This window comes from Bradyrhizobium sp. USDA 4510 (genome assembly GCF_054059095.1).
Genome location: NZ_JBSSBT010000001.1, coordinates 1,751,361 through 1,771,796, shown reverse-complemented (window position 1 = coordinate 1,771,796; position 20,436 = coordinate 1,751,361). Strand labels below are relative to the sequence as shown.

9 protein-coding genes and 2 pseudogenes are annotated in these 20,436 nt (G+C 60.6%); 6 read left to right on the top strand and 5 right to left on the bottom strand.

Annotated elements, in window-relative coordinates; genetic code table 11:
- Window positions 1–642: 642 nt before the first annotated feature.
- On the bottom strand, window positions 643–3,747 hold the full coding sequence (locus ACVMDN_RS07890) for a DEAD/DEAH box helicase (protein ID WP_456835886.1): 3,105 nt from the start codon (window positions 3,745–3,747) through the stop codon (window positions 643–645).
- A 1,125-nt stretch (window positions 3,748–4,872) separates the two neighbouring features.
- Here ACVMDN_RS07890 and ACVMDN_RS07885 point away from each other — a divergent pair.
- Window positions 4,873–5,568: pseudogene (locus ACVMDN_RS07885) on the top strand (IS630 family transposase); the annotation flags it as partial.
- Between the two features lie 446 nt (window positions 5,569–6,014).
- Window positions 6,015–6,677, top strand: coding sequence for a CarD family transcriptional regulator (locus tag ACVMDN_RS07880; protein WP_456835381.1), 663 nt, complete (start codon window positions 6,015–6,017; stop codon window positions 6,675–6,677).
- Window positions 6,678–6,795: 118 nt separating this feature from the next.
- Here the strand turns inward: ACVMDN_RS07880 and ACVMDN_RS07875 are convergent, their stop codons facing one another.
- Window positions 6,796–6,948 carry a hypothetical protein gene (locus ACVMDN_RS07875; protein WP_253587526.1) on the bottom strand — a complete coding sequence of 51 codons (153 nt, stop codon included), beginning with the start codon at window positions 6,946–6,948 and terminating at the stop codon, window positions 6,796–6,798.
- Between the two features lie 1,000 nt (window positions 6,949–7,948).
- On the opposite strand from ACVMDN_RS07875, the gene ACVMDN_RS07870 reads away from it, so the two are divergent.
- Window positions 7,949–9,664, top strand: coding sequence for an ATP-binding protein (locus ACVMDN_RS07870; protein WP_253587527.1), 1,716 nt, complete (start codon window positions 7,949–7,951; stop codon window positions 9,662–9,664).
- Window positions 9,654–10,268, top strand: coding sequence for a response regulator (locus ACVMDN_RS07865; RefSeq protein ID WP_253587528.1), 615 nt, complete (start codon window positions 9,654–9,656; stop codon window positions 10,266–10,268). Before ACVMDN_RS07870 ends, ACVMDN_RS07865 begins: the two co-directional genes overlap by 11 nt.
- A 928-nt stretch (window positions 10,269–11,196) precedes the next feature.
- Here the strand turns inward: ACVMDN_RS07865 and ACVMDN_RS07860 are convergent.
- Entirely contained in the window at window positions 11,197–11,430 is a 234-nt protein-coding gene (locus tag ACVMDN_RS07860; RefSeq protein WP_376708539.1) for a DUF6894 family protein, read from the bottom strand.
- 530 nt (window positions 11,431–11,960) lie between these two features.
- Between ACVMDN_RS07860 and ACVMDN_RS07855 the strand changes: the two genes are divergently transcribed.
- A complete protein-coding gene (locus ACVMDN_RS07855; RefSeq protein ID WP_456835382.1) occupies window positions 11,961–13,016 on the top strand; it encodes a DUF1236 domain-containing protein in 1,056 nt (351 codons plus the stop codon).
- A gap of 766 nt (window positions 13,017–13,782) precedes the next feature.
- On the opposite strand, the gene ACVMDN_RS07850 is transcribed toward ACVMDN_RS07855, so the two are convergent.
- Window positions 13,783–16,305: a PAS domain S-box protein gene (locus ACVMDN_RS07850; protein ID WP_456843631.1), complete on the bottom strand. Its 2,523-nt coding sequence runs from the start codon at window positions 16,303–16,305 to the stop codon at window positions 13,783–13,785.
- Between the two features lie 570 nt (window positions 16,306–16,875).
- On the opposite strand from ACVMDN_RS07850, the pseudogene ACVMDN_RS07845 reads away from it, so the two are divergent.
- Window positions 16,876–16,983 (top strand): annotated as a pseudogene (locus ACVMDN_RS07845) (IS5/IS1182 family transposase); the annotation flags it as partial.
- A gap of 443 nt (window positions 16,984–17,426) precedes the next feature.
- Here ACVMDN_RS07845 and clpB read toward each other — a convergent pair.
- Window positions 17,427–20,066: an ATP-dependent chaperone ClpB gene (clpB, locus tag ACVMDN_RS07840; RefSeq protein ID WP_253587532.1), complete on the bottom strand. Its 2,640-nt coding sequence runs from the start codon at window positions 20,064–20,066 to the stop codon at window positions 17,427–17,429.
- Window positions 20,067–20,436 lie beyond the last annotated feature (370 nt).

Genomic DNA, 20,436 nt, shown 5'->3' with positions numbered 1-20,436 from the left:
AGTCGCTTCGCGTCTTCGGACACACCCGCATGAACGCGAGGGACTTAAGCGAACCACCTAGAACGGGACGACCTCGGGATGCCCCCCTCCGTCGTAGTTCCATATGAGACAGAAGGCCCCCGATCACGCAACAAAAGACCGCTCGGTTTGGGGCGAGTTGCGGCTGTTTTCGGGCAAATGTTGCACAAATATCACGGACTTTTGAATTGCGGCATTTCCGCAAGCCATTGAAACAAAATACGAATATTTCAGTTACCGCTATCGGGCACAAGATTGGGCAACACCACGCGGAACGGTGTGCAAAACGCGTAGTCCTACTGAGAAAGTGATTGCTGAAGCCGGCTTCGGCAGCGCTGATTCCGGTATCCGGGCACGACGTTTCGGCCCAAAACGCCGCGATTTGAACAACATAACCCGCCCTGAATACCGTCGACTCGCGCCTGGAAGGGCTTTCCGATGGCTCGGAGCAGGCCGAATGACGGCGGGCGGTTCGCCACGCATGTGCAGTAACGATGCTACATGTCACTGGGATGTCAGCGCGCAGAATCGGTCGATTTGTTCTCCGCAGCTCCGGCGCGCTGAAATATCTCTACTGCGCGCGGCGCACCCGCAAGGCTCGTCTCCGACGGAGCCGCGTCGCCCTCACTCGTCCAAAATGTCCAGGAGATCCTCGATCCGCTCGAAAGGCGGCTCGTGTATGTTGTCCGAATAGAACACGCGATCGCCGTCGCGCTGGAGCGAACGTGCTCTGGATTTGGGCAGCCTCCCGGGAAGGAACGTCGCCGCGACGGCCTCCGGGCCGACATCGAGCCTCACGATCCCTCGCCGCTTGCAATCGATCCTGAGCCTCGCCGCGGCGAAGAAGTCCCGCCCCGCCGACGGCAGCCTGCCGAAGCGGCGCGAGGTCTCTTCCTCGAGATCCTCCAGATCGTCTTCGCTCCGGCACCTCGCGGCACGGCCATAGATTTCAAGCCGCACGGATTCCGATTGCACATAGCTCCTGGGCAGCAGATCCGCGAGCGGAAGGTTGACATCGGGCACCCACATATCGGCGGACCGGTCGTTGGTCTTCTCCGAGGCTTGCTTCAGAAGGTGGCTGTAGAGCACCGGACCGAAAACCTGCACGTGGCCGGATTGCCGCTCCGAAAGCAGATCCCCGGCGCCTCTGAGGTCGAGATCCCGCTCGCTGATCGCAAAACCGGCGCCCGGTCTGCTGAACTCCTCCAGAACGGCCAAACGCCTCCCGGATTGTTCCGAACTGGATTCGGTCAGCATGTATGCGAAGGCTCGTGTCCCGCCGCGTCCCACCCGGCCTCTGAGCTGGTGGAGCTGTGCCAGACCGAACTTTTCCGGCCAGCAGACCACGATGGTGTTCGCCCGGGGGATGTCGAGACCGCTTTCCACGATGTTGGTCGCCAGGAGGACGTCCGCCTCGCCTTCGACGAAGCTCATCATTCGATCGTCGATTTCGTCGACGGGTAGCTTGCCATGCAGGCAGACGATACGGAGCTCCGGCGCCATCGACTGCACGCGCGCCAGCATCGGATCCAGATCCTGGATGCGCGGACAGATCAGAAAGCTTTGCCCGTGACGTCGCTGCTCGCGCAGCAATGCTGCGGCGATGGCGGCGTCCGAGAGCGGAGCGATCTTGGTCGCGACCGGAAGCCGATGAACGGGCGGGGATGCGATCACGCTCAGCTCCCTGAATCCGGCAAGGCCCGCCGCAAGTGTGCGCGGAATCGGCGTGGCACTCATCCACAGCGTATGGGCGCCCTTCGCCAGCCCTGAAAGCTTCGCCTTCTCGGCCGCGCCGAAGTGCTGCTCTTCGTCGACAATGACCAGGCTCAGCTTGGCGAACCTCACGTCCTTCGATGCGATCGCCTGCGTGCCGACCACGACCTTCATCTTGCCGCTTCGCAGGCCCTCCTTGGTCTCCTTCATCTCCGGAGCCGACGTCGCCCGCGACAGGCTTCCCACTTCGATGCCAAGCGGAGCAAACCGTTTGCGGAAGGTTGCAACGTGCTGCCTTGCCAGAACAGTCGTCGGCACGACGACGGCGACCTGCTTGCCCGACAGCGCAACGGCCGCCGCCGCGCGCAATGCCACCTCGGTCTTGCCAAACCCGACGTCGCCGCAGACGACCCGATCCATCGGATGACCGGACGCCAGATCATCGAGGACGTCGCGAATTGCCTTCGCCTGGTCGACGGTCGTGAAATACGGAAAGCGCGCGACGAACCGCTCATAGGCGGGACCGGGAGCGACCAGCTTGGGAGCGCGCCGGCGGCGCCGTTGCGCGATGTGTTTGGCAAGCGCCTTGGCGGCAGTCTGGATTTCCCGCTCCGCCTTGCCACGCCGCGTCCACCACGTACTGCCATCGGCCCTGTCCAATGCCAGCTTGCCGAGCTCCGCGGCATACGGCCAGATCAGCGCAAGATCGGCCGGCGGAACGAGGACGGCATCATCCCCCGCGAATGCCAGCCTGATCATCTCGCGCGATGATCCCTTCCCCATATCGAAGGTCTGCAAGCCATCGAGCACGGCCAGCCCGCGCTGCAGATGCACGACGACCGCGCCGCGCTCCGGCACGTCGGGATGATCGAAAGCCGAGCTCCAGGCTCGCGCCATGGGCTGCGGATGATGCGCCCTGCTGCCGAGCACGTCGGTCGCCGTCACGACGACGAGCGGCTTGCGCCCTGAGCCGATGAAGCCGGTGTCGAAGTCGGCCAGCAGCGCGCCTTCGCCGCCCCGCCCCTTCGCCGCCTCGTTCCAGTCGGCGAAGCGCTCCGCCTTGATCCCGCTCATTCGCTCCATCGCGCGCAGGTCATCTTCGACCGCCGCGACAAACAGCAGCCGCGATCCGGCGCGCTCGGTGTCGGCGACAAATGCGCGAAGAGCCTTCCGCGATGAGGCGACCTTCGAGAAATCAGGCGTGGCGGTGAAAGCTGCCTTTCGGGGCAGCGAGCTCATCCGTTTGGTCAGCCGTTTCCAGTCAGCGGGCCCCAGATACTCGCGCTCCGCCTCCCTGCGGCCGGCCGCCTCCTTGATCGTGCTCAGCCAGCTATCGGCGTGGCCCGAAACGCCGGCGTCCGCGATCCAGCGCGCGCGCTGACAATAATCCGGCAGCGCCGCCCGCTGTGCCCGCTTGCCTCCCAACGCGATCCGTTCGGACATCGGGTCGATGTGCAGTTCCTCCGCGTCGAACACGACGTCGTGCTCGTCCGGATCGACACCGGCGATTCTGCGGATCACGCCACCGGAATGCTCAATTCTGAACGGCCCCAGCGCGCCCGCGGGAAATACCTCGAACGTCATTCCGTGGAACAGAGCGCTGCCGGGATAATCCGCCTCTTCGTCGAGATCGTATCCCAGAGCTTCCAGACGATCCTTGAGTTCCTGCTCGGAATAGCCCGCCCCCACCTTCAGGCTGATGCTGAGGCGCGCCGAGCTGGCGGGCAACGGCAACCGCTCCATGATCGCCTCGGCCGTCGACACCAGGAAGACCGGCTTCTTGCTCCGGGCGAGGCGCCTCAACACCGAACTGCGCCGGCCGGCGATCTCTCGTGACGGCTCCAGCCCGTCAAAGGGCAAGGTATTCAGCCTCGGGAACACCAGCACCTCGAGCGAGGGATCGAGCGAATGCAGCACGCTGCCGAGACGCTCTGCCCTGTTCTCGCTTTCCGCAAGGAAAACGATGCCGTCCCGCCCGGACTTCTTCCATTGCTCGAGAAGATGAAGCGCCAGCATGCCAAGCGGTGAGGAAGACGAGATCCCGGAACGCGCCGATCCCTTGCTTTTCTTCTTCGCGCCAGCAGCAGCGCGGGCCTTCTTGGTATTCGCCACGTCAGATCCGTCGTTATGTCGTGATTACGATCGCCCGTTGACCTGGATCTCCGGGCGACTCGGGGCTTGTCGCCCGCCGCCATGGAAGCGAAAGCGGCACAGATTTCCAGCCAAGCCGGCCCAATCCGCCCGAAATGGCGGCGGGGGCGGCCGGCAAAAAACGATTCCTCTCTTGAAATCAACGGCTTGCTTGCTGGCTGGGGCGGGAGGGATCGAACCTCCGAATGGCGGAATCAAAATCAGTTTGATTATTCAACGATTTCAAGGCGCATTTGGAAAAGGTATCACGAACGCGCTCCAGTAAATTCAATAGCTTGGCAGTCGTTTCCAAATGAAGAAGCCCGTCCGCGTGCAGCGCGGTCCCCGATGCGACCGCGCGCAGGGAAGCACTGGTTGGATGGTCTACGACAGCGAACTCAAGGGACCCGCACAGATCAAGAAAGAGGCCACTTTGCTGAAAAGCTGACCAAAGAACAAGCTGAGATAGTAGCGAAGGAGCTGAGGAACCGAATTCGCGCGGCGGAGGTCGGGGCCGGCCGGCAGCATTCGCAATGCGTCAAGGCCGCCCTAAACGCACGGTGAAATGATCGTCCAGAAAAGACCGTTGTTCATCATCAAACTTTTAAATCCTGACGCATTCTCGGGACTCGTCCTCTTGGGACCATGGCTTAGCGGACAAAACTCTCTTCAACATCAATCCAACATCATCGTGCGTTGCAGATGTTTGCACGGGGTGAAATAACCCACGTTAATCCCCGTGATAATGCTGCCACTGTTTCCCGGCGGCGCGCCGCGGCGCTCCGGTTAGCGCTTGTCTCCTCATCGGATTCGGAGTGCGATCGAACTGACCACTCTCGTAACGAGGGACTGGTCATCGCGGCCTCAGCAATTGCCCTAGGGCCTCCGAGGTTTGCTGAGGCCGCCTCGTTTGGATTCGCAAATCCAGCACTAGTGTCCTGAATCAAAAGTTCGGCGGACTCCAAATCGACTCGATGATAGCGGACTCTCCTGATTTGGGGAGGATTGGCGATGGGTCGACGCTTTGCTCCGCCGGAGCTTGATGAGGTGGAACGTGCTGAGTTGACATCGTTGGCGTCGCGTCGAAGCACTGCTCAGGCGTTGGCACTGCGGGCTCGGATCGTCCTGGCCTGTGCTGAGGGCGAGCAGAGCAAGGTCGTGGCGGCCCGTTTGGCTGTCGATCCCGACACGGTCGGCAAATGGCGGCGGCGGTTCTCCGAGCATCGGCTTGAAGGTCTTTGGGACGAGCCGCGATCGGGGACGCCACGCACGATTGAGGATGCCCGGATCGAGGCGGTGATCGTTCGCACCCTTGAGACCGAGCCTCCCGGGGCCACCCACTGGAGTTCGCGCAGCATGGCGCGGGCCAGCGGGCTGTCAGTCTCAACAGTACAGCGTATATGGCGCGCTTTCGGCTTGCAGCCGCATCGGTTGGAGACCTTCAAGCTCTCAACCGACCCCGACTTTGTCGCCAAGGTTCGCGACATCGTCGGCCTTTACGTAGCTCCGCCCGAGCGCGCCATCGTACTGTGTGTCGATGAGAAGTCGCAAATCCAGGCGCTGGATCGCAGCCAGCCCATGCTGCCCATGCGACCTGGCCAGCCGGCGCGCCGTAGTCACGACTACAAACGCCATGGCGTCACCTCGCTGTTTGCCGCCCTCGACGTCGCAACCGGCCGGGTCATTGGCAAATGCTATGGACGCCATCCCATTCCCGCGCTCCAGATCGAAAAGCGAGCCCGGGTCACCCGCCATCGTGACAAAGACATCAAACAAACGAGACGTCCAACCTCAGCCACATCATCGCGTAAAGACCGTTGCGGTACAGCAGACAATTCCTGACAGCGCACGCGCGCATGCCGGTGCATTGGCCTCATATGTTCGCAATTTATTCCCGACGATCTTCGATTCGTGTGGCAGTGAAAGTTCACTGTGTCTCCCATTCGCACGCCAGGTTTGTCAGACACTTGCCTGCAAGCATGGCAACTGCTGGATTCGTAGGCTGTGAACACGTTGCCAAGAAGCCACGTCATCGAACGGAATGGACATTGGCGGCGTCATTATCGTGGCGGCGCTCGCGCTCCCAGCTTATTGGTGAGGAATAATTGGGGCGACTATCTTTGAGCCCCGCCAGTTTGTTTCTAATAAGTTCATTGATCAACGCCAGAATTGGCGGCAAGCCAATTCGAGATGTTATTGGAGCTAGTTACGAAATGAATTTTGACAATCGATCCAGGACTAACCATTCAGTCCCCACGCATTCAGCTACGACTTCTGCCGGTCCAGCGAATGAAGGCCAGTGCAGTGAAACGCGCTTTGGATTCAAAGCAACTGACTCGATCGTTTACCCTGCACACGGTGTCGGACAAATCGTTGCGCTCGAAGAGCAGACGGTGGCCGGCGTTCGTCTCGAGTTCTTTGTCATCTATTTCGCAAAGAGCAAGATGACGCTACGCGTTCCAACGAGCAAAGCGACAAACACCGGTATGCGTCACCTATCCGATCCGGGCTCCATCCAGCACATACGACGAATCCTGGGTCAACCACCTCATAAGGGACGGGGCAATTGGCCTCGACTTGCTCAACAGTACGAAATCAAGATCAATTCGGGTGATATTGTCGCCATTGCTGAAGTGGTGCGCGACCTCCACCGACGCGCTAACAGCCCAGACCAGAGCTACGCCGAACGGCGACTCTACACGGCGGCGGTTGATCGCTTGTCCGAAGAAGTTGCTCTTGTAAGCGGCATGACCGAAGAAGAAGCCGGGAAAGAGCTGGAAAGCCTGATGACAGCCGAGGTCAGGCGCAGCGCCTAGTCGGGGCCTTCGGACAGTCGCGGCTTTGCTTCCATCGAAAACGGCCGCGCGCGGTCAGGCGCGAGGCCAAAATTTCCGCAATGTGCCGGGCCGCTTTCGCGTGGCCCCGGCGCGAATCTCATTCGGCCGCTTGCGAGAAAATGCCTCCACCCTGGGACTCGCTGGATGCATCGACCAGATCTTGCGGCTTAACCGTCCTCAGCAAGGAACGCAGCCAGTCGGTCGCGGCTAGCGACTGCTTGGCAGCTTCTGCCATGTCGACCTTCTTCATGTCCCCCAAGCTGGCCGCTTCCTCGCTCACGCCTTCGCAGACTGCCTTCAGAATACGCGCCTTGGTGACGCGTCGGCCGCCAGTAGCCCAGCATATCGACGGACACGGCCTCCGCGAGCCGATCCGGGGTAGCAAGTGCCAGAGCGAGCCGAGCGGAGGGGATCGCCCCCCGGCGTGATACCAAATTCGAGCCGCCCGAACAAACCAAGGGATGAAGCGTCGCGGCGGGGTTCGAGTCAGTGGAGCGTTACCGCCTTTCCCCACACCCGGAAAACCTGCGGTACCTTCTGCAATCAAATCGGCCGCTATGCCACGCGGGCCAAGTTAAGCTGACGCCGCGCGTGTATGCCCTCGACAGTCAACATACCAGTGAGGAACCCTGCCACAATCAAACTGACCCACTGCCGCCGCCTGACATCTTCATGGACCGCAAGAAGAAGAGCCGTTCCCTCGAGAGGAACTTAGATACGGCATGAGGTCTATTGAGGCGTTGTTGAAATCGATCCGGTGAGCCGGAACGGTCGCGCGCTCCCCGTCATTAACGTCGTCCAAAGAGTATTCGCGGCTGGAACGTCACTACGCGTTGGCTGCCGACGCTGCCCCTGATCGACATTCGCGGCAACAACTTAGCACGCTTGCAGATAGCTATCGCGTGCTCGCCGAAAGCGCTCGCCTTCTAGAGCAATCTGGCAAGGTCGTGAACCGGATGGTCGAGCGGAAGGAGTAACGCCGCGCCTTGGCCGCCCTTTAACCTAGCTAAATGCAAGGTTGGTCAGGGGGCCTACCGTAGACCATCACCAAAGGCCTGACGGGTCACCGTCGGAATGACCAAGCCACCACTGATTATTCTCGACGTATCGGACCCCGCTGCGTTTCGGGAACAGGCAGCATCATCATTCTGGAATACACAGACGAGGATACCGCCATGAGGGCCGCCCGGAAGTTGCCGGCCTCGCAAAATAGGTATCAAATTCATCCGGGTCGCTGCGAGGCCAGCGCAATGCCGTGGACCGATCCCATTGCAGATCCTGATGAGTTGCGGCGTTGTATGCGCGACGTTGTCGCCCTTTCGATGCTTCCCAAGGCGTGGCGAAACTATGATTTGCGGCGGATGTGCGACAGCATCGCCGGCGCACTATTCACGATGCTCCGCGCTGACTTTGTCCTCATTATCCTGCAAAATCATGACACTCACCTCACGGAGCTGCTCCGCTGTCATCCTGACTTGGATCCTGCAAGTGTGGATCATGTACGGGCCGTGCTGAAGCGCGAAAGAGCGACATTTGGCGACGATCAGGGGTTTATCGTCGCCAACGGATCCAGCGGCCGCAACCTGCAGGTCGCAACCGCACCAATCGGGCTAAGCGAGTATGCTGTGCTTGCTGCCGGCTCCTTTCGCGCCGCGTTTCCAACCAAAGCGGAACGATTGCTGCTCACTATCGGGGCTAATCAGGCGGCGATCGCGTTCCCGCACTGGTTGGACGATGCCGACAAGAGACGATTCACCATGTTGGCGAAGCGATCGACTGACTTTATAGGCATTGCCTCATTGAGCGGTCATATTCAATACGTCAACCCGGCTGGCCTACAATCGGTGGGTCTTGCCACGCCCGACGATGCATTGCGACTTCGCGTACTCGACTTCGTATCACGCGAAAACCGGCAGGTCGTCCGAAAAACGATTTGGCCCTTGGTGCTGCGTACAGGTCAATGGAAAGGAGAACTCGATCTTGTGCACTTCGGGTCCGGACTTCCGATGCCTTTCCTTGTGGATTGCTTTAGGATAGACGATCCGCGAACCGGGCAACCGATGAACGTCGCAACCGTTAGCCGCGATCTCAGCTTGGAGAATCATGCCGCGGCAGAATCGCGCCACCTCAACGAAACTCTCGAACGACGCCTGGAGCAGCTAACAATCGAACTGGCCGCGGCACACAAAAAGCTCATGGCGGAAAAATTCGAACGTGAGCAATCCGATTTCCGCTTCCGGAGCTTGCGCGACGAAATGTATCGTATGGCGCGCTTCACGGCAGCTGGCCGGATGGCTGCGTCGATTGCCCACGAACTCTCACAGCCGCTCACAGCCATCATCAACTCGATGAATGCGGCAAAGCGGCTTCTGAACCGCACGGACCCCGCCAGCCTCGCGATAGCGCAAGACGTTGCGAGCGAAGCGGCTGCCGAGGCGCTTCGAGCAAGCGAAATCCTCCGGCGGCACCGCCAACTCGTCAGACCAGAGGAGAAGGAACGACGAATTGAAGCATTGTCTTTGATGATTGAGGAAGCCGGCAAGCTCGCGTTGGGCAGTGCTGCTTCGCCCGGGGCAAACCTCAAGTTTGAACTAGACGCTAGAGCCACGCACGCATTTGTAAGTCGGGTCCAAATCCAACAGGTCCTGGTAAATCTCATTCGCAATGCGCTTGAAGCGATGGCAGATCAGGAACAGCGCGAAATTACTCTGGCGACAAGAGTAGTAGACGATGGGATGATCGAGGTTACGGTCGCTGACGTCGGCCCCGGAATCAGCGAGGATATAGCCTGCCGGCTCTTCGAGCCGTTCGTTTCAAGCAAGCACAATGGCATGGGACTTGGCCTGCCAATTTCACGCTGGATTATCGAGACGCACGGCGGACAGTTGACTGCAGAGTCAAAGGCGGGCGGCGGCACCAGCTTCCGCTTCACCATTCCGTCCGAAGGTGTAGGCGATGCCAATTGAGCGAACCGTCTACGTTCTCGACGACGACGAAGCCGTGCTTCGTTCGCTGGAACGTCTATTGAGTTCCGCCAATTTCGAGCCGGTTACCTTCGAGAGAGCGGATCAGTTCTTGGCAGCCGCCATGGGGTTCAAACCGGCATGCGTGCTGCTTGACGTCCGTCTGCCAGACACAAACGGGCTGGAAGTCCAGGCACAGTTGACCCGGATGCGGAGCGACCTGTCGGTCATTATCGTCACCGCTCAGGGCGACATCCAAACGGCAGTCCGGGCGATGAGGGCGGGTGCCTGCGATTTCATAGAAAAGCCGTACAGCGATCACGCGTTGCTGGGGGCAATCGAGGCGACATTCACTAAGGAGCCCCAGATCACGGGCGATCGTGAGGGCGCCGACGCAGTCCGGCGGGTGGCAAGCCTCAGCCCACGCGAGCGGGACGTCCTTGACGGGCTGATGGCTGGTCGTCCCAACAAGTTGATTGCATACGAACTCGGCCTGAGCGTGCGTACCGTTGAGGTACATCGCGCGCGCATGATGGATCGGCTTGAAGTACGCCAGCTCTCAGAAGCCATCCGGCTCGGCGTCGTGGCGAGGCTTAGGCCTGGCTGATCCGCAGTAACTCGTCATTGCCGGCCATGATCATCAACAAGGCCGAGCACGCTCGTTTCCCGGTTGACACCTAGTCATGTAATTGACACGTGGTCACGTATAGTAGTGCAGCTTAACTGCTCTGCCGGCGACGCTTTCGCTCGTCTCAAAAAATCTCATAAGCTCTGGAGCGCCATTGGGCCAAGGCCCGACGGGTCGGCCTCAGAAAGCGAACCACGCGAGCCGCGCATGTCGATTGTCCTCTCTTGCCGCTGCCGCTCTACAACAGGCAATTGGATTACACGGGCGCACTGCCACTCCTCCAACATGTTCACGAGAACCATCGTTCCATCTGGAAAGGACAGGGCATCACGGTGAGGATCCGAAACAAGTGGGTCAATTTTGCAAAACCGAGCCACGCTAAAGCCGGCGGAGCGGATCCAACTGTATCCGCTTCTCGTGAAACAACGGTGCACCTGTATTTCACATCGTGATCGAATGTGAGTTCGGTCCCTGGAAGCAGGCACACAGCGACGGCGGGCTGCCCCTTCGCAGCAGCTCCTTAAATGCATCAAATGGGTCCAATGGCATTGTTCGACAGGAGGAAGCTGCGCCTCTTTGCTTCGTGCCGGAAATCATCGCTGTGCTAAGATCTTAGCCTCGCTAGCACGAACGTCTCGCTAAGTCGTAATAGCTTGCGGGATCTTGCCGATCTCAGCCGTCGTCACACGTCTTGTAACAGGCTGTTGATGTAGCAGGCAGGCTAAACAGGTGGGTGATACATCGTTCGTCGAGGCGTCGAAGAGGGCGAGTCACTCGGAGCACCATCGCGACGTACTATCAATGCAAATGAACGCGACACGTCGACCGCGCTACCCAAAATGTGGCGGGATCAGCGCGTAGAAAACGCGGCGGATCGGTGATATTACATCGAGGCTAATGGACCAATCTACTTTTTCTCCACGACGATTTTCCCCCTGATAATATAGAGGGTTCTTGTGCCGTTGGAAATTTCTGTCGCCGCGTGAACATCAGGTCGTTGCTGGCCAAGAGCTCGACTAAGCGCACCTGGCATGCGACGCACAGCGTAACTGCATGCTGCGCCGGCGTCGTCAAGCACTACACCCTTCTGATCTATTACCGCCTGCCCGTTCAGGTGTCGATGGAAGTAAAATCGGGTCATGCCAAGGAATGAGGAGGGCCAGCTTTCGTTCCTATCAACAAAATTATTCTGGCTGTCATAAACGCAAATCAGCCGCTAAGTTCCGCCAGAGTTTCCGAAAGCCGCGCCCCATCCCGCTTCAACAATTCGGCGCCTAGCTGACCGGCCGCCTACAATTCCAAACCTTTGTTTGCAGCTACCTTCTTCCAGGCGTCAAGAAAAGGCTGCACCGTCCGCCAGCGGGCTACCAGCCACTTGCCTGGAATTTGGTCCTCCCGCTGCGCGGATCGCCTCGGCCCCGTTGACCGTCGTCATGGTGGAACCAAACGCGGCAACCTAGTTTGCCGAATCCGAGACGGGGGGAACCAACAGGAGATTCTCCCATGAGGATTAATTGGCTTTACACGACGGCGATGGCGTTGGTGATTGGCGCTGGTCCCGCCATTGCGCAATCGCCGGAAGGTTCGCAGAAGCGCGAGGAGAGCCCCCGCGCCCAGTCACCGGCGTCTCAGTCTAGGGAAATGGACCGTCCAGCCGCCCAGTCGAAGGAGATGGATCGCGGCGGCGCGGCCGATCGCATCAAGGAGCGCGCGCAGTCCGAGCCGAAGGGTGGCACCAAGGATATGCAGCGCGGTGAGGTCCCGTCGCCGGCCGAGCGCAGTAAGGAGGCGCAGAAGCCGCAGGGCCGCGAGTCCAAGGAACCGACCCGGCAGAGCCAGGATCAGCCCAGCCGTGGCGAGCGCGCTCCCTCGAGCACGGCGCAGCAGAAGGAACTGCAGCAGGGCCGCGATGCCAAGCCGGCTGCCGATCAGAAGCAACAGGCTGAGGAAAAGCTGCGGGGCCGCGAGGGTCAGGCCAAGCAGGACCGCGCGCAGGACGCCACCAGGCCGGCCGATACGAAGCAGCAGCAGACCCAGCAGCAGATCGATCGCGATCGCAAGGAGCAACGCGATCAGGCCGCCCGGCCCTTCACGTCCCCGCAGCAGAACGCGCGGCCGGCAGACAACACACAGACCCAGAAGACTGGCCAAAAGCCGGACCAATCGAACGGCCAGACTTCCTCGGCCGCGCTCAACGACGATCAGCGCCGGCAAGTCGTCGATCAGTTGCGGCGCGACAGGACTGCCACCAGCCAAAAGCTCAATGTTCAGGTCAATGTCGGCACGCGGTTGCCGCGGGGCGTGCAGGCGCGCCGGTTGCCGCCCGATATCGTGCGGATTATGCCGCAATACCGGGACTATGAGTACACGGTGATCGACAACCGCGTTGCCATTATCGATCCGCGGCGGCGCGAGGTTGTCGATATTCTCGACGACGGACCGGGTTACGGCAGGGCAGCCGCTTACAGCCGCGATCATATCGTCATCGGCGATGACACGCGCAGACGGTTCAGAGAATTGGTGCGGAGCTCTTCGACGACGGTCGGCTCGACCTCGCCTTCGGCCGGCGGCGGAACCTCCGCGTCGAACTGTCTGTCGCTGCAGCCGGTGCCGGAAGAACTGGCGCGCAACCATCCGGAGCTCGCAAACTACCGCTATCTCGCCATCGGCGACGAGGTGGTGCTGGTTGACCCGCAGCAGCAGAAGATCGTCCAGGTGATCGACTGAGGCTGGCTGTTCTCCCTCTTCCCGTTCTTGCGGGGAGAGGGTCGGGTGAGGAGCTGCACGTTTCCGCGGCAACCCGGTTTGCAGACACCCCGGTGTTTAACCTCGCCGACCGGCTTCCTGATGTGGACATAGACGAAAACGGCGATGGCTGAATCCTCTTGAGCTTGTGCCGGCCCCGGAGCGGATCCTTTCGCGTCGGATTGAATTCGCGGACTTGGTTGCGGTTCAATGCCGCATGACGCCGATCCGCGCCAGCATCACCGGGCCGCCGCTCTCCGCCACCAGGATCAGCGCTTCCATAGCGGCTTGCCCGTCCGGCAGGGTAAGTTTTCGCCTCGGGCAGCTTGCCGACGTACTCGGTGGCATCTCTGAGGGTGATGAACGCCCACCAAAGAAAGAGGCCTGAAGCGAACCTAGATCAGCCAAGTGCTGATTGCAATTACCCGGCCCAGCTCAGTGCCGACAGGGCAACCCAAAAGCGCGGAATTTTCTACAAGGATGGTGAGTGCCGCTCGCGTGGCTGTCCGCGTTCGAGAATCAATAGGGAGAGCATCTTTCCTCAAAGGAAGACGCGCATTTTTGTCGTTGCTCGACAAGAATCCCGATCGGCCTCGCATCTCAATTAGACTCACGTGAAAAGCTTTCATCCGGCACCACCTAAATGGGCCGACTGACGGCTCGCGAAAGTCCGCTATGCCCCCGTAGCGATCAAATTCCGCATCGCAGCGAATGATACGACGGGCCATCAACGACATCGGAAGCTCGCCTATTCTAGTGCGGCGCTGATCGCGTTAACTAGTTCGTCTTCCGTGAACGGCTTCAAAATAATTCGCAAGTCGTTCAACTCATTCAGGGCGGCGCGATCGCCATAGCCGGTGATAAGGATGACTGGCAAAGTTGGCCGCATTGCACGGATCGCTTTCGCAAGCTCGCCGCCGCTCATTTCCGGCATGGCGAGATCCGCGAGAACGAGATCTATTTCCTGATTGCTTGCGAGCATGCGAAGCGCTTCGCCGCCGCTCTCCGCCGACACCGTTGCATATCCGAGAACATCGAGCATCCTAACCATGGACCTCAGGACAGCCCTTTCGTCATCGGCGACCAGAACACGAAATCTCTTGGTGGTCTGCAGACGCTTGCTCGCATCAACGGTGTCCGCACGGTGATCAGCATTGTCGCCCCCCGCGCGAGGCAAGAAAACCTTCACCGCAGTGCCCTGACCGAGGCGAGTCTCAATACGCACGCCACCACCGGACTGTTTGGCAAAACCGAAGACTTGCGCCAATCCGAGGCCCGAGCCCTTTCCTGGTTCTTTCGTCGTGTAGAAAGGCTCGAACACATGCAGCAGGACATCGTCTGGGATACCAGTGCCGGTATCCTTGACGGCGAGAACCACGTAGTCTCCCGGCAACGGCTCTTCCGGCCGAAAGGACTCGCTTTCGATGACGGTGTTGAGCGTCTCGATAGTGAGTGTGTCGCCCGGCTGCATCGCGTCCCTGGCGTTGATGGCGAGATTGAGAACGATCATCTCGATTTGGTTTGGATCGACCAGAGCGGGCCAGAGATCCGGAGCAAATATTGTTTTGAGTTGCACCGTCCCGCCCAAGGTGGCGACGAGCAGATCGCGGATTCCGGCGATCTTTCTGTTTAGATCAACCTCGAGGGGTGCAAGTTGCTGTTTCCGCGAAAAGGCGAGGAGTTGCGCAACGAGCTTCCTGCCCCGGTCAGCAGCGGTCCGGATGAGTTCGACGCCTTCCAGATCGTCAGGGCGTTCCATTGTGCGAGCGAGCAGATGCGCATTGGTGAGCACGACTGTGAGTAGGTTGTTGAAATCGTGAGCCACGCCTGACGTGATCTGCCCGATCGCATCGAGCCGCTGCAACTGCTGGACCACAGTTTCGGCAAACTCACGTTTCTCCATTTGAGAGCGGAGCTGCCGGTTGGCCTCCTCCAGTTCGCGCCTTAGGTCTTCAATGCGGCGCTCGAGCCTTTCTTCAATACGTTTGCGCTCGGTGACCTCCAGGGCGATACCGAAAAACGCAACTGGCGCCTCGTTCTCGAAATTGGTCCGCCCGCGCGTCGCGATCCAGCGTTCCACGCCGTCCGTATTTCCGATGACCCGGTACTCGATATCGTAGACCCCATCGCCCCGCGGGTCGACGCACCGCTGGACCGCAGCCTCGACACGTGCAAGATCGTCTGGATGCACGCCGGCCCTCCACACCTCGTAATCGACAGGCGCGCCTGCAGCCAGGCCCCACATTGCCCGCAGCGTATCGTCCCATTGCAACTCATTGGTTTGCGGATTCCAAGCATAGCGGCCGAGCCGCGCGAGATCGACGGCCGCCTGGAGCCGTGCTTCGCTCTCGCGCAGACGCGCCTCGGCATGCTTCTCCTCCGTGATCTCGCGTATGGCACCGATGAATCCGACCGGCTGTCGGCCTTTAAAGAAATTTCGGGCGTGGGTAGAGACCCAACGTTCTATGCCATCCTCGATTCCCTGCACACGGTACTCGGCCACGAAAACGCCATCGCTATCGGGGTCGAGTGAGGCTTCCCACGCCGCTGCGACCCGAGCCTGGTCGTCACGGTGTATGGCCGCGACAGCCATCGGCGCGTCGACGGTGGTGTCAGCGGGTAATCCCCACATTGACTTAAGGCGTGCATCCCAGTCGAGAGCGCCGGTCCTAGGATCGCCAGAATAAGGCGATAAGCCGATTAGTTCGACTGCCGCCTTTAGCCGCGCTTCGCTGGCCCGCAGTAACGCTTCTGCTTGTTTACGCCGATCGATGTCTCGGAACGCAACAGAAACACCGGTCGAGGTTGGATAGATGTCGACCTCGAACCAACGCCCAATCAAAGGCGAGGCGCTCTCGAAATGCTGGGCTGTGCCTGTCTCGAGTGCGCGCCGCTGCGCCTCATAGTCCAGCGCGCCGACAGCGTTCGGGAACACTGAGAGAAACGGGACGCCTATCAAATCGTCGGGCTTCTTGTCCCAAATCTCGAGTGCCTTGCGGCTTGCGTAAAGAAAACGTTGATCCTGATCAAGCGCATAAAAGGCCTCGCCGATCCCTTCGAGTACCTCGCGCAGTCTGGCTTCGCTCTTGCGCAAGGCCCGTTCGGCCTGGTCCCGCGCCGCCTTTTCCTTCACGGCGTTGGTGGTTTCGAAAGCAGTGGCGAGATTGGCGACGACCGCGCCCGTCTCGTCGCGGATGGGCGTAAAATACGACGTGAAAAACGCTTCCTCAGGACCGTCGTTGCGCAGGAGTGTCCAGGGATGGTCTTCCAACGTAACGGTCTCGCCCGCGAAAACACGACGGTGGATCGCCGCTTTCAGCCGCCTCCCATACCTCGCCCCAGACTTCGCGCCCCGGTCGACCGAAGGCACGAGGATGCATCGTCCCCATGAACGCCCGATGGACCTCATTGTAGATTAGGATGCGCTCGGGACCCCAGATCAGATTCATCGCGAGTTGCGATGCCATCATGAGGTCAATGGTGGTCTTGAGGCTCTGGGGCCAACTGGCAATCGGCCCAAGCGGAGTCTTCTCCCAATCGAACGCGCGAACGCGCGCGCCCATCTCGCCGCTGCTGGATGGCCAAGCTGATCGTCCTAGGTGAAGGTCCTTGCCCACCTGGGCTTCTCGCGGGCGCTGGCGAAAAGGACATCATTGTCCTGAAGTACGATCGCGCGCGCCCATCTCGCCGCCGCTGGACGGCCAAGCTGATCGTCCTCGGTGAAGGTCCTTGCCCACTGGGCCTTCTCGCGGGCGCAGGCGAAACGGACGTTATTGTTCTGAAGTACGATAGATTGGCCGGGGCAATCAAGCGTCAAGAAGTTTGCTTGGTCCCCGCAAGTATGGGTCCCTCGCGAGGAGGTCTCACGGGCAAGATACACGCGGTGGTGGACACCGACGGGTTACCGGCCCGTCTCGTGCTCACGCCCGGTGAGGCACATAATAATCGGCTGTGTGTTCGGTCCTCCTCGTACCTTGCTCCCCCAGAACGTGTTCATAGCCGCGCAGCAATGGCCCGGCTCAAAAACGGACTTCTGTGATGACCGGGGTGAAGTCGGCTTGGCGGCTCGCGGAAATCGCTTATTGTCGCACACCCGGCCACCTCTCACGGCCGAACCAATTGTTTCATGCGCTCTTAGTTCCTAAAAGTGCATAGTTCACCGACCGTTCAGCTGGCTTGTGAACATAACAGGGCGGCCATGCCGAGCGGTCCCTGGAGGGAGGGATGTTGTTGCGGCGGGCTAGGAACCCGGGCACCCTCCCCGGGTTCCGCCTCCGCGGGCTACTCCCCAGCTCCACTCGCTTCTATCCTGGTGGGATACTTCAGCTTAATCGCCCGCACACATGGCTGGCCGGCTATGAGGCGCCGTCGATCAGCACGACGTCATTCCTTTTAATGCAGCTTGCGCCTGGCCTGCGGCGCCTCGAACTGGGCGACCTCGGCGGTCTGCGCCGCCTTGCCATTGAAGGTCAGCACATTGCCTTCGCTCGAGATCACAACGCGGTCCCCGTCGGCGACCTCGCCGGCCAGAATCATCTCGGCGAGCGGGTCCTGCACGCTGCGCTGGATCACCCGCTTCAGGGGGCGCGCGCCATAGGCGGGGTCCCAGCCCTTGTCGGCGAGCCAGTCGCGTGCGGAAGCATCGAGCGTCAGCGCGATCTTTCGATCCTCGAGCAGCTCTTGCAGCCGCGCGAACTGGATCTCGACGATCCGGCCCATCTCGCTCTTCTGCAGGCGGTGGAACAGGATGATCTCATCGACGCGGTTGAGGAACTCAGGGCGGAAATGTGCCCGCACCATCCCCATCACCTGATCGCGAACGGCCGAGGTGTCCTCGCCTTCCGGCTGGTTCACCAAAAATTCCGAACCGAGGTTCGACGTCATGATGATCAGGGTATTGCGGAAGTCGACTGTGCGGCCCTGCCCGTCGGTCAAGCGGCCGTCGTCGAGCACCTGCAGCAGCACGTTGAAGACGTCCGGGTGCGCCTTCTCGATCTCGTCGAACAGCACGACCTGGTAGGGCCGCCGCCGCACCGCTTCCGTGAGCGCGCCGCCCTCGTCATAACCCACATAGCCCGGAGGCGCGCCGATCAGACGGGAGACCGAGTGTTTCTCCATGTATTCGGACATGTCGAGGCGGACCATCGCGGTCTCGTCGTTGAAGAGATACTCCGCCAAGGCTTTCGTCAGCTCGGTCTTGCCGACGCCGGTGGGGCCTAAGAACATGAACGAGCCGGTCGGCCGGTTCGGATCCTGCAGGCCCGCGCGCGAACGCCGAACGGCGGTCGCCACCGCGTGCACCGCTTCGGCCTGGCCAACGACGCGCCTGGAAAGCGCCTCCTCCATCTTGAGGAGCTTGTCCTTTTCGCCTTCCAGCATCTTGTCGACGGGCACGCCGGTCCAGCGCGACACGACCTGCGCGATGTGGTTGGCGGTGACCGCCTCCTCCATCATTTCGCCGGGCGCCTCGTTGTCCTCGATGGAGGCGAGTTTCTTCTCCAGCTCGGGAATCGTGCCATAGGCAAGTTCGCCCGCGCGCTGGAATTCGCCGCGGCGCTGCGCGTTGGCAAGTTCAATGCGCAAGGCATCGAGCTCGCTCTTCAGCTTCGCCGCATCGGAAAGCTTGTTCTTCTCCTTGCTCCAGCGCGCCGTCAGCGCCGCGGATTTCTCTTCGAGATCGGCAAGTTCCTTCTCCAGCGTCTGCAGCCGGGTCTTGGAACCCGGATCGCTTTCCTTCTTTAGCGCCTCCTGCTCGATCTTCAGCCGGATGATGTCGCGATCCAACGAATCGAGCTCTTCCGGCTTCGAATCGACCTGCATCTTCAGCCGCGCCGCCGCCTCGTCCATCAAGTCGATGGCCTTGTCCGGCAGGAAGCGGTCGGTGATGTAGCGGTTCGACAGCGTGGTCGCGGCCACCAGCGCGGAATCGGTGATGCGCACCCCATGATGCTGCTCATATTTGTCCTTCAGGCCGCGCAGGATCGAGATGGTGTCCTCGACTGTCGGCTCGTTGACATAGATCGGCTGGAAGCGCCGGGCGAGCGCGGCATCCTTTTCGACATGCTTCTGGTATTCGTCGAGCGTTGTGGCGCCGATGCAGTGCAGCTCGCCGCGCGCGAGCGCAGGCTTCAACAGATTGGACGCGTCCATCGCGCCGTCGGCCTTGCCGGCGCCGATCAGCGTGTGCATCTCGTCGATAAACAGGATGATGCTGCCCTCCGCGGAGATGACCTCCTGCAGCACGGCTTTCAGCCGCTCCTCGAACTCGCCGCGATACTTTGCGCCGGCAATCAACGCGCCCATGTCGAGGGAGAGCAGCTTTTTGTCCTTCAGGCTTTCCGGCACGTCGCCATTGACGATGCGCAGCGCGAGGCCCTCGACGATAGCGGTCTTGCCGACGCCGGGCTCGCCGATCAGCACGGGATTGTTCTTGGTGCGGCGCGAGAGCACTTGAATCGTGCGACGGATCTCCTCGTCGCGGCCGATCACCGGGTCGAGCTTGCCGTCGCGCGCAGCCTGGGTCAGGTCGCGGGCATATTTCTTCAGCGCGTCATAGGCGTTTTCGGCTGTCGCGGAATCCGCGGTGCGGCCCTTGCGCAGGGACTCGATCGCCGCGTTAAGATTCTGCGCTGTGACGCCGCCATTGCTCAAAATATTGCCGGCTTCGCTGTTCTTGTCCATCGCGAGGCCCAGTAGCAGCCGCTCGACGGTGACAAAGCTGTCGCCGGCCTTGTCGGCCGCCTTCTCGGAAGCATCGAAGGCGCGCGCCAGTTCCGGCGCGAGATAGACCTGTCCGGCCCCGCCGCCGGACACTTTTGGCAATTTGTTCAGCGCGTCCTCGGTCGCTTTCAGGATGGCGCGGGAGTTGCCGCCCGCACGGTCAATCAGGCCGCTCGCAAGCCCCTCATTGTCATCCAGCAGCACTTTCAACAGATGCAGTGTCGAGAACTGCTGGTGGCCCTCGCGCATGGCGAGCGATTGCGCCGACTGGATGAAGCCGCGCGAACGCTCGGTATATTTCTCGATATTCATCGGTTTGCTTCCTTCAGCGCGACGCTCAAGCCCGAAGGCACTCCCTAATATCATTATTGAGTTTCCGCCTGGCCGCGTTGATATCGGTCAACCGGCCGGTGGTCGTCGACCTCATTTGGCATAGCCGCGCCCCCCGCCGCAGCGGTGCCGTTCTCCGCCGGCTACCAGCCCGACTAGTATCTCTAGCTCGGCGCGCCGGTTGAATGAGGGAATTGCATCCGATTGTGTGGCAAGACGTTTACGCTCCACGTCCTGTTTTTCGATCGTCCAGGCCGAACCCACAGCGCGTTGACCTCCATAAAGCTTCCCGAAAGCTTTGGCTGTCACTCGGTCGTAGTAGCACAGCCTGCATACCGTGCTTGCGCGCGCA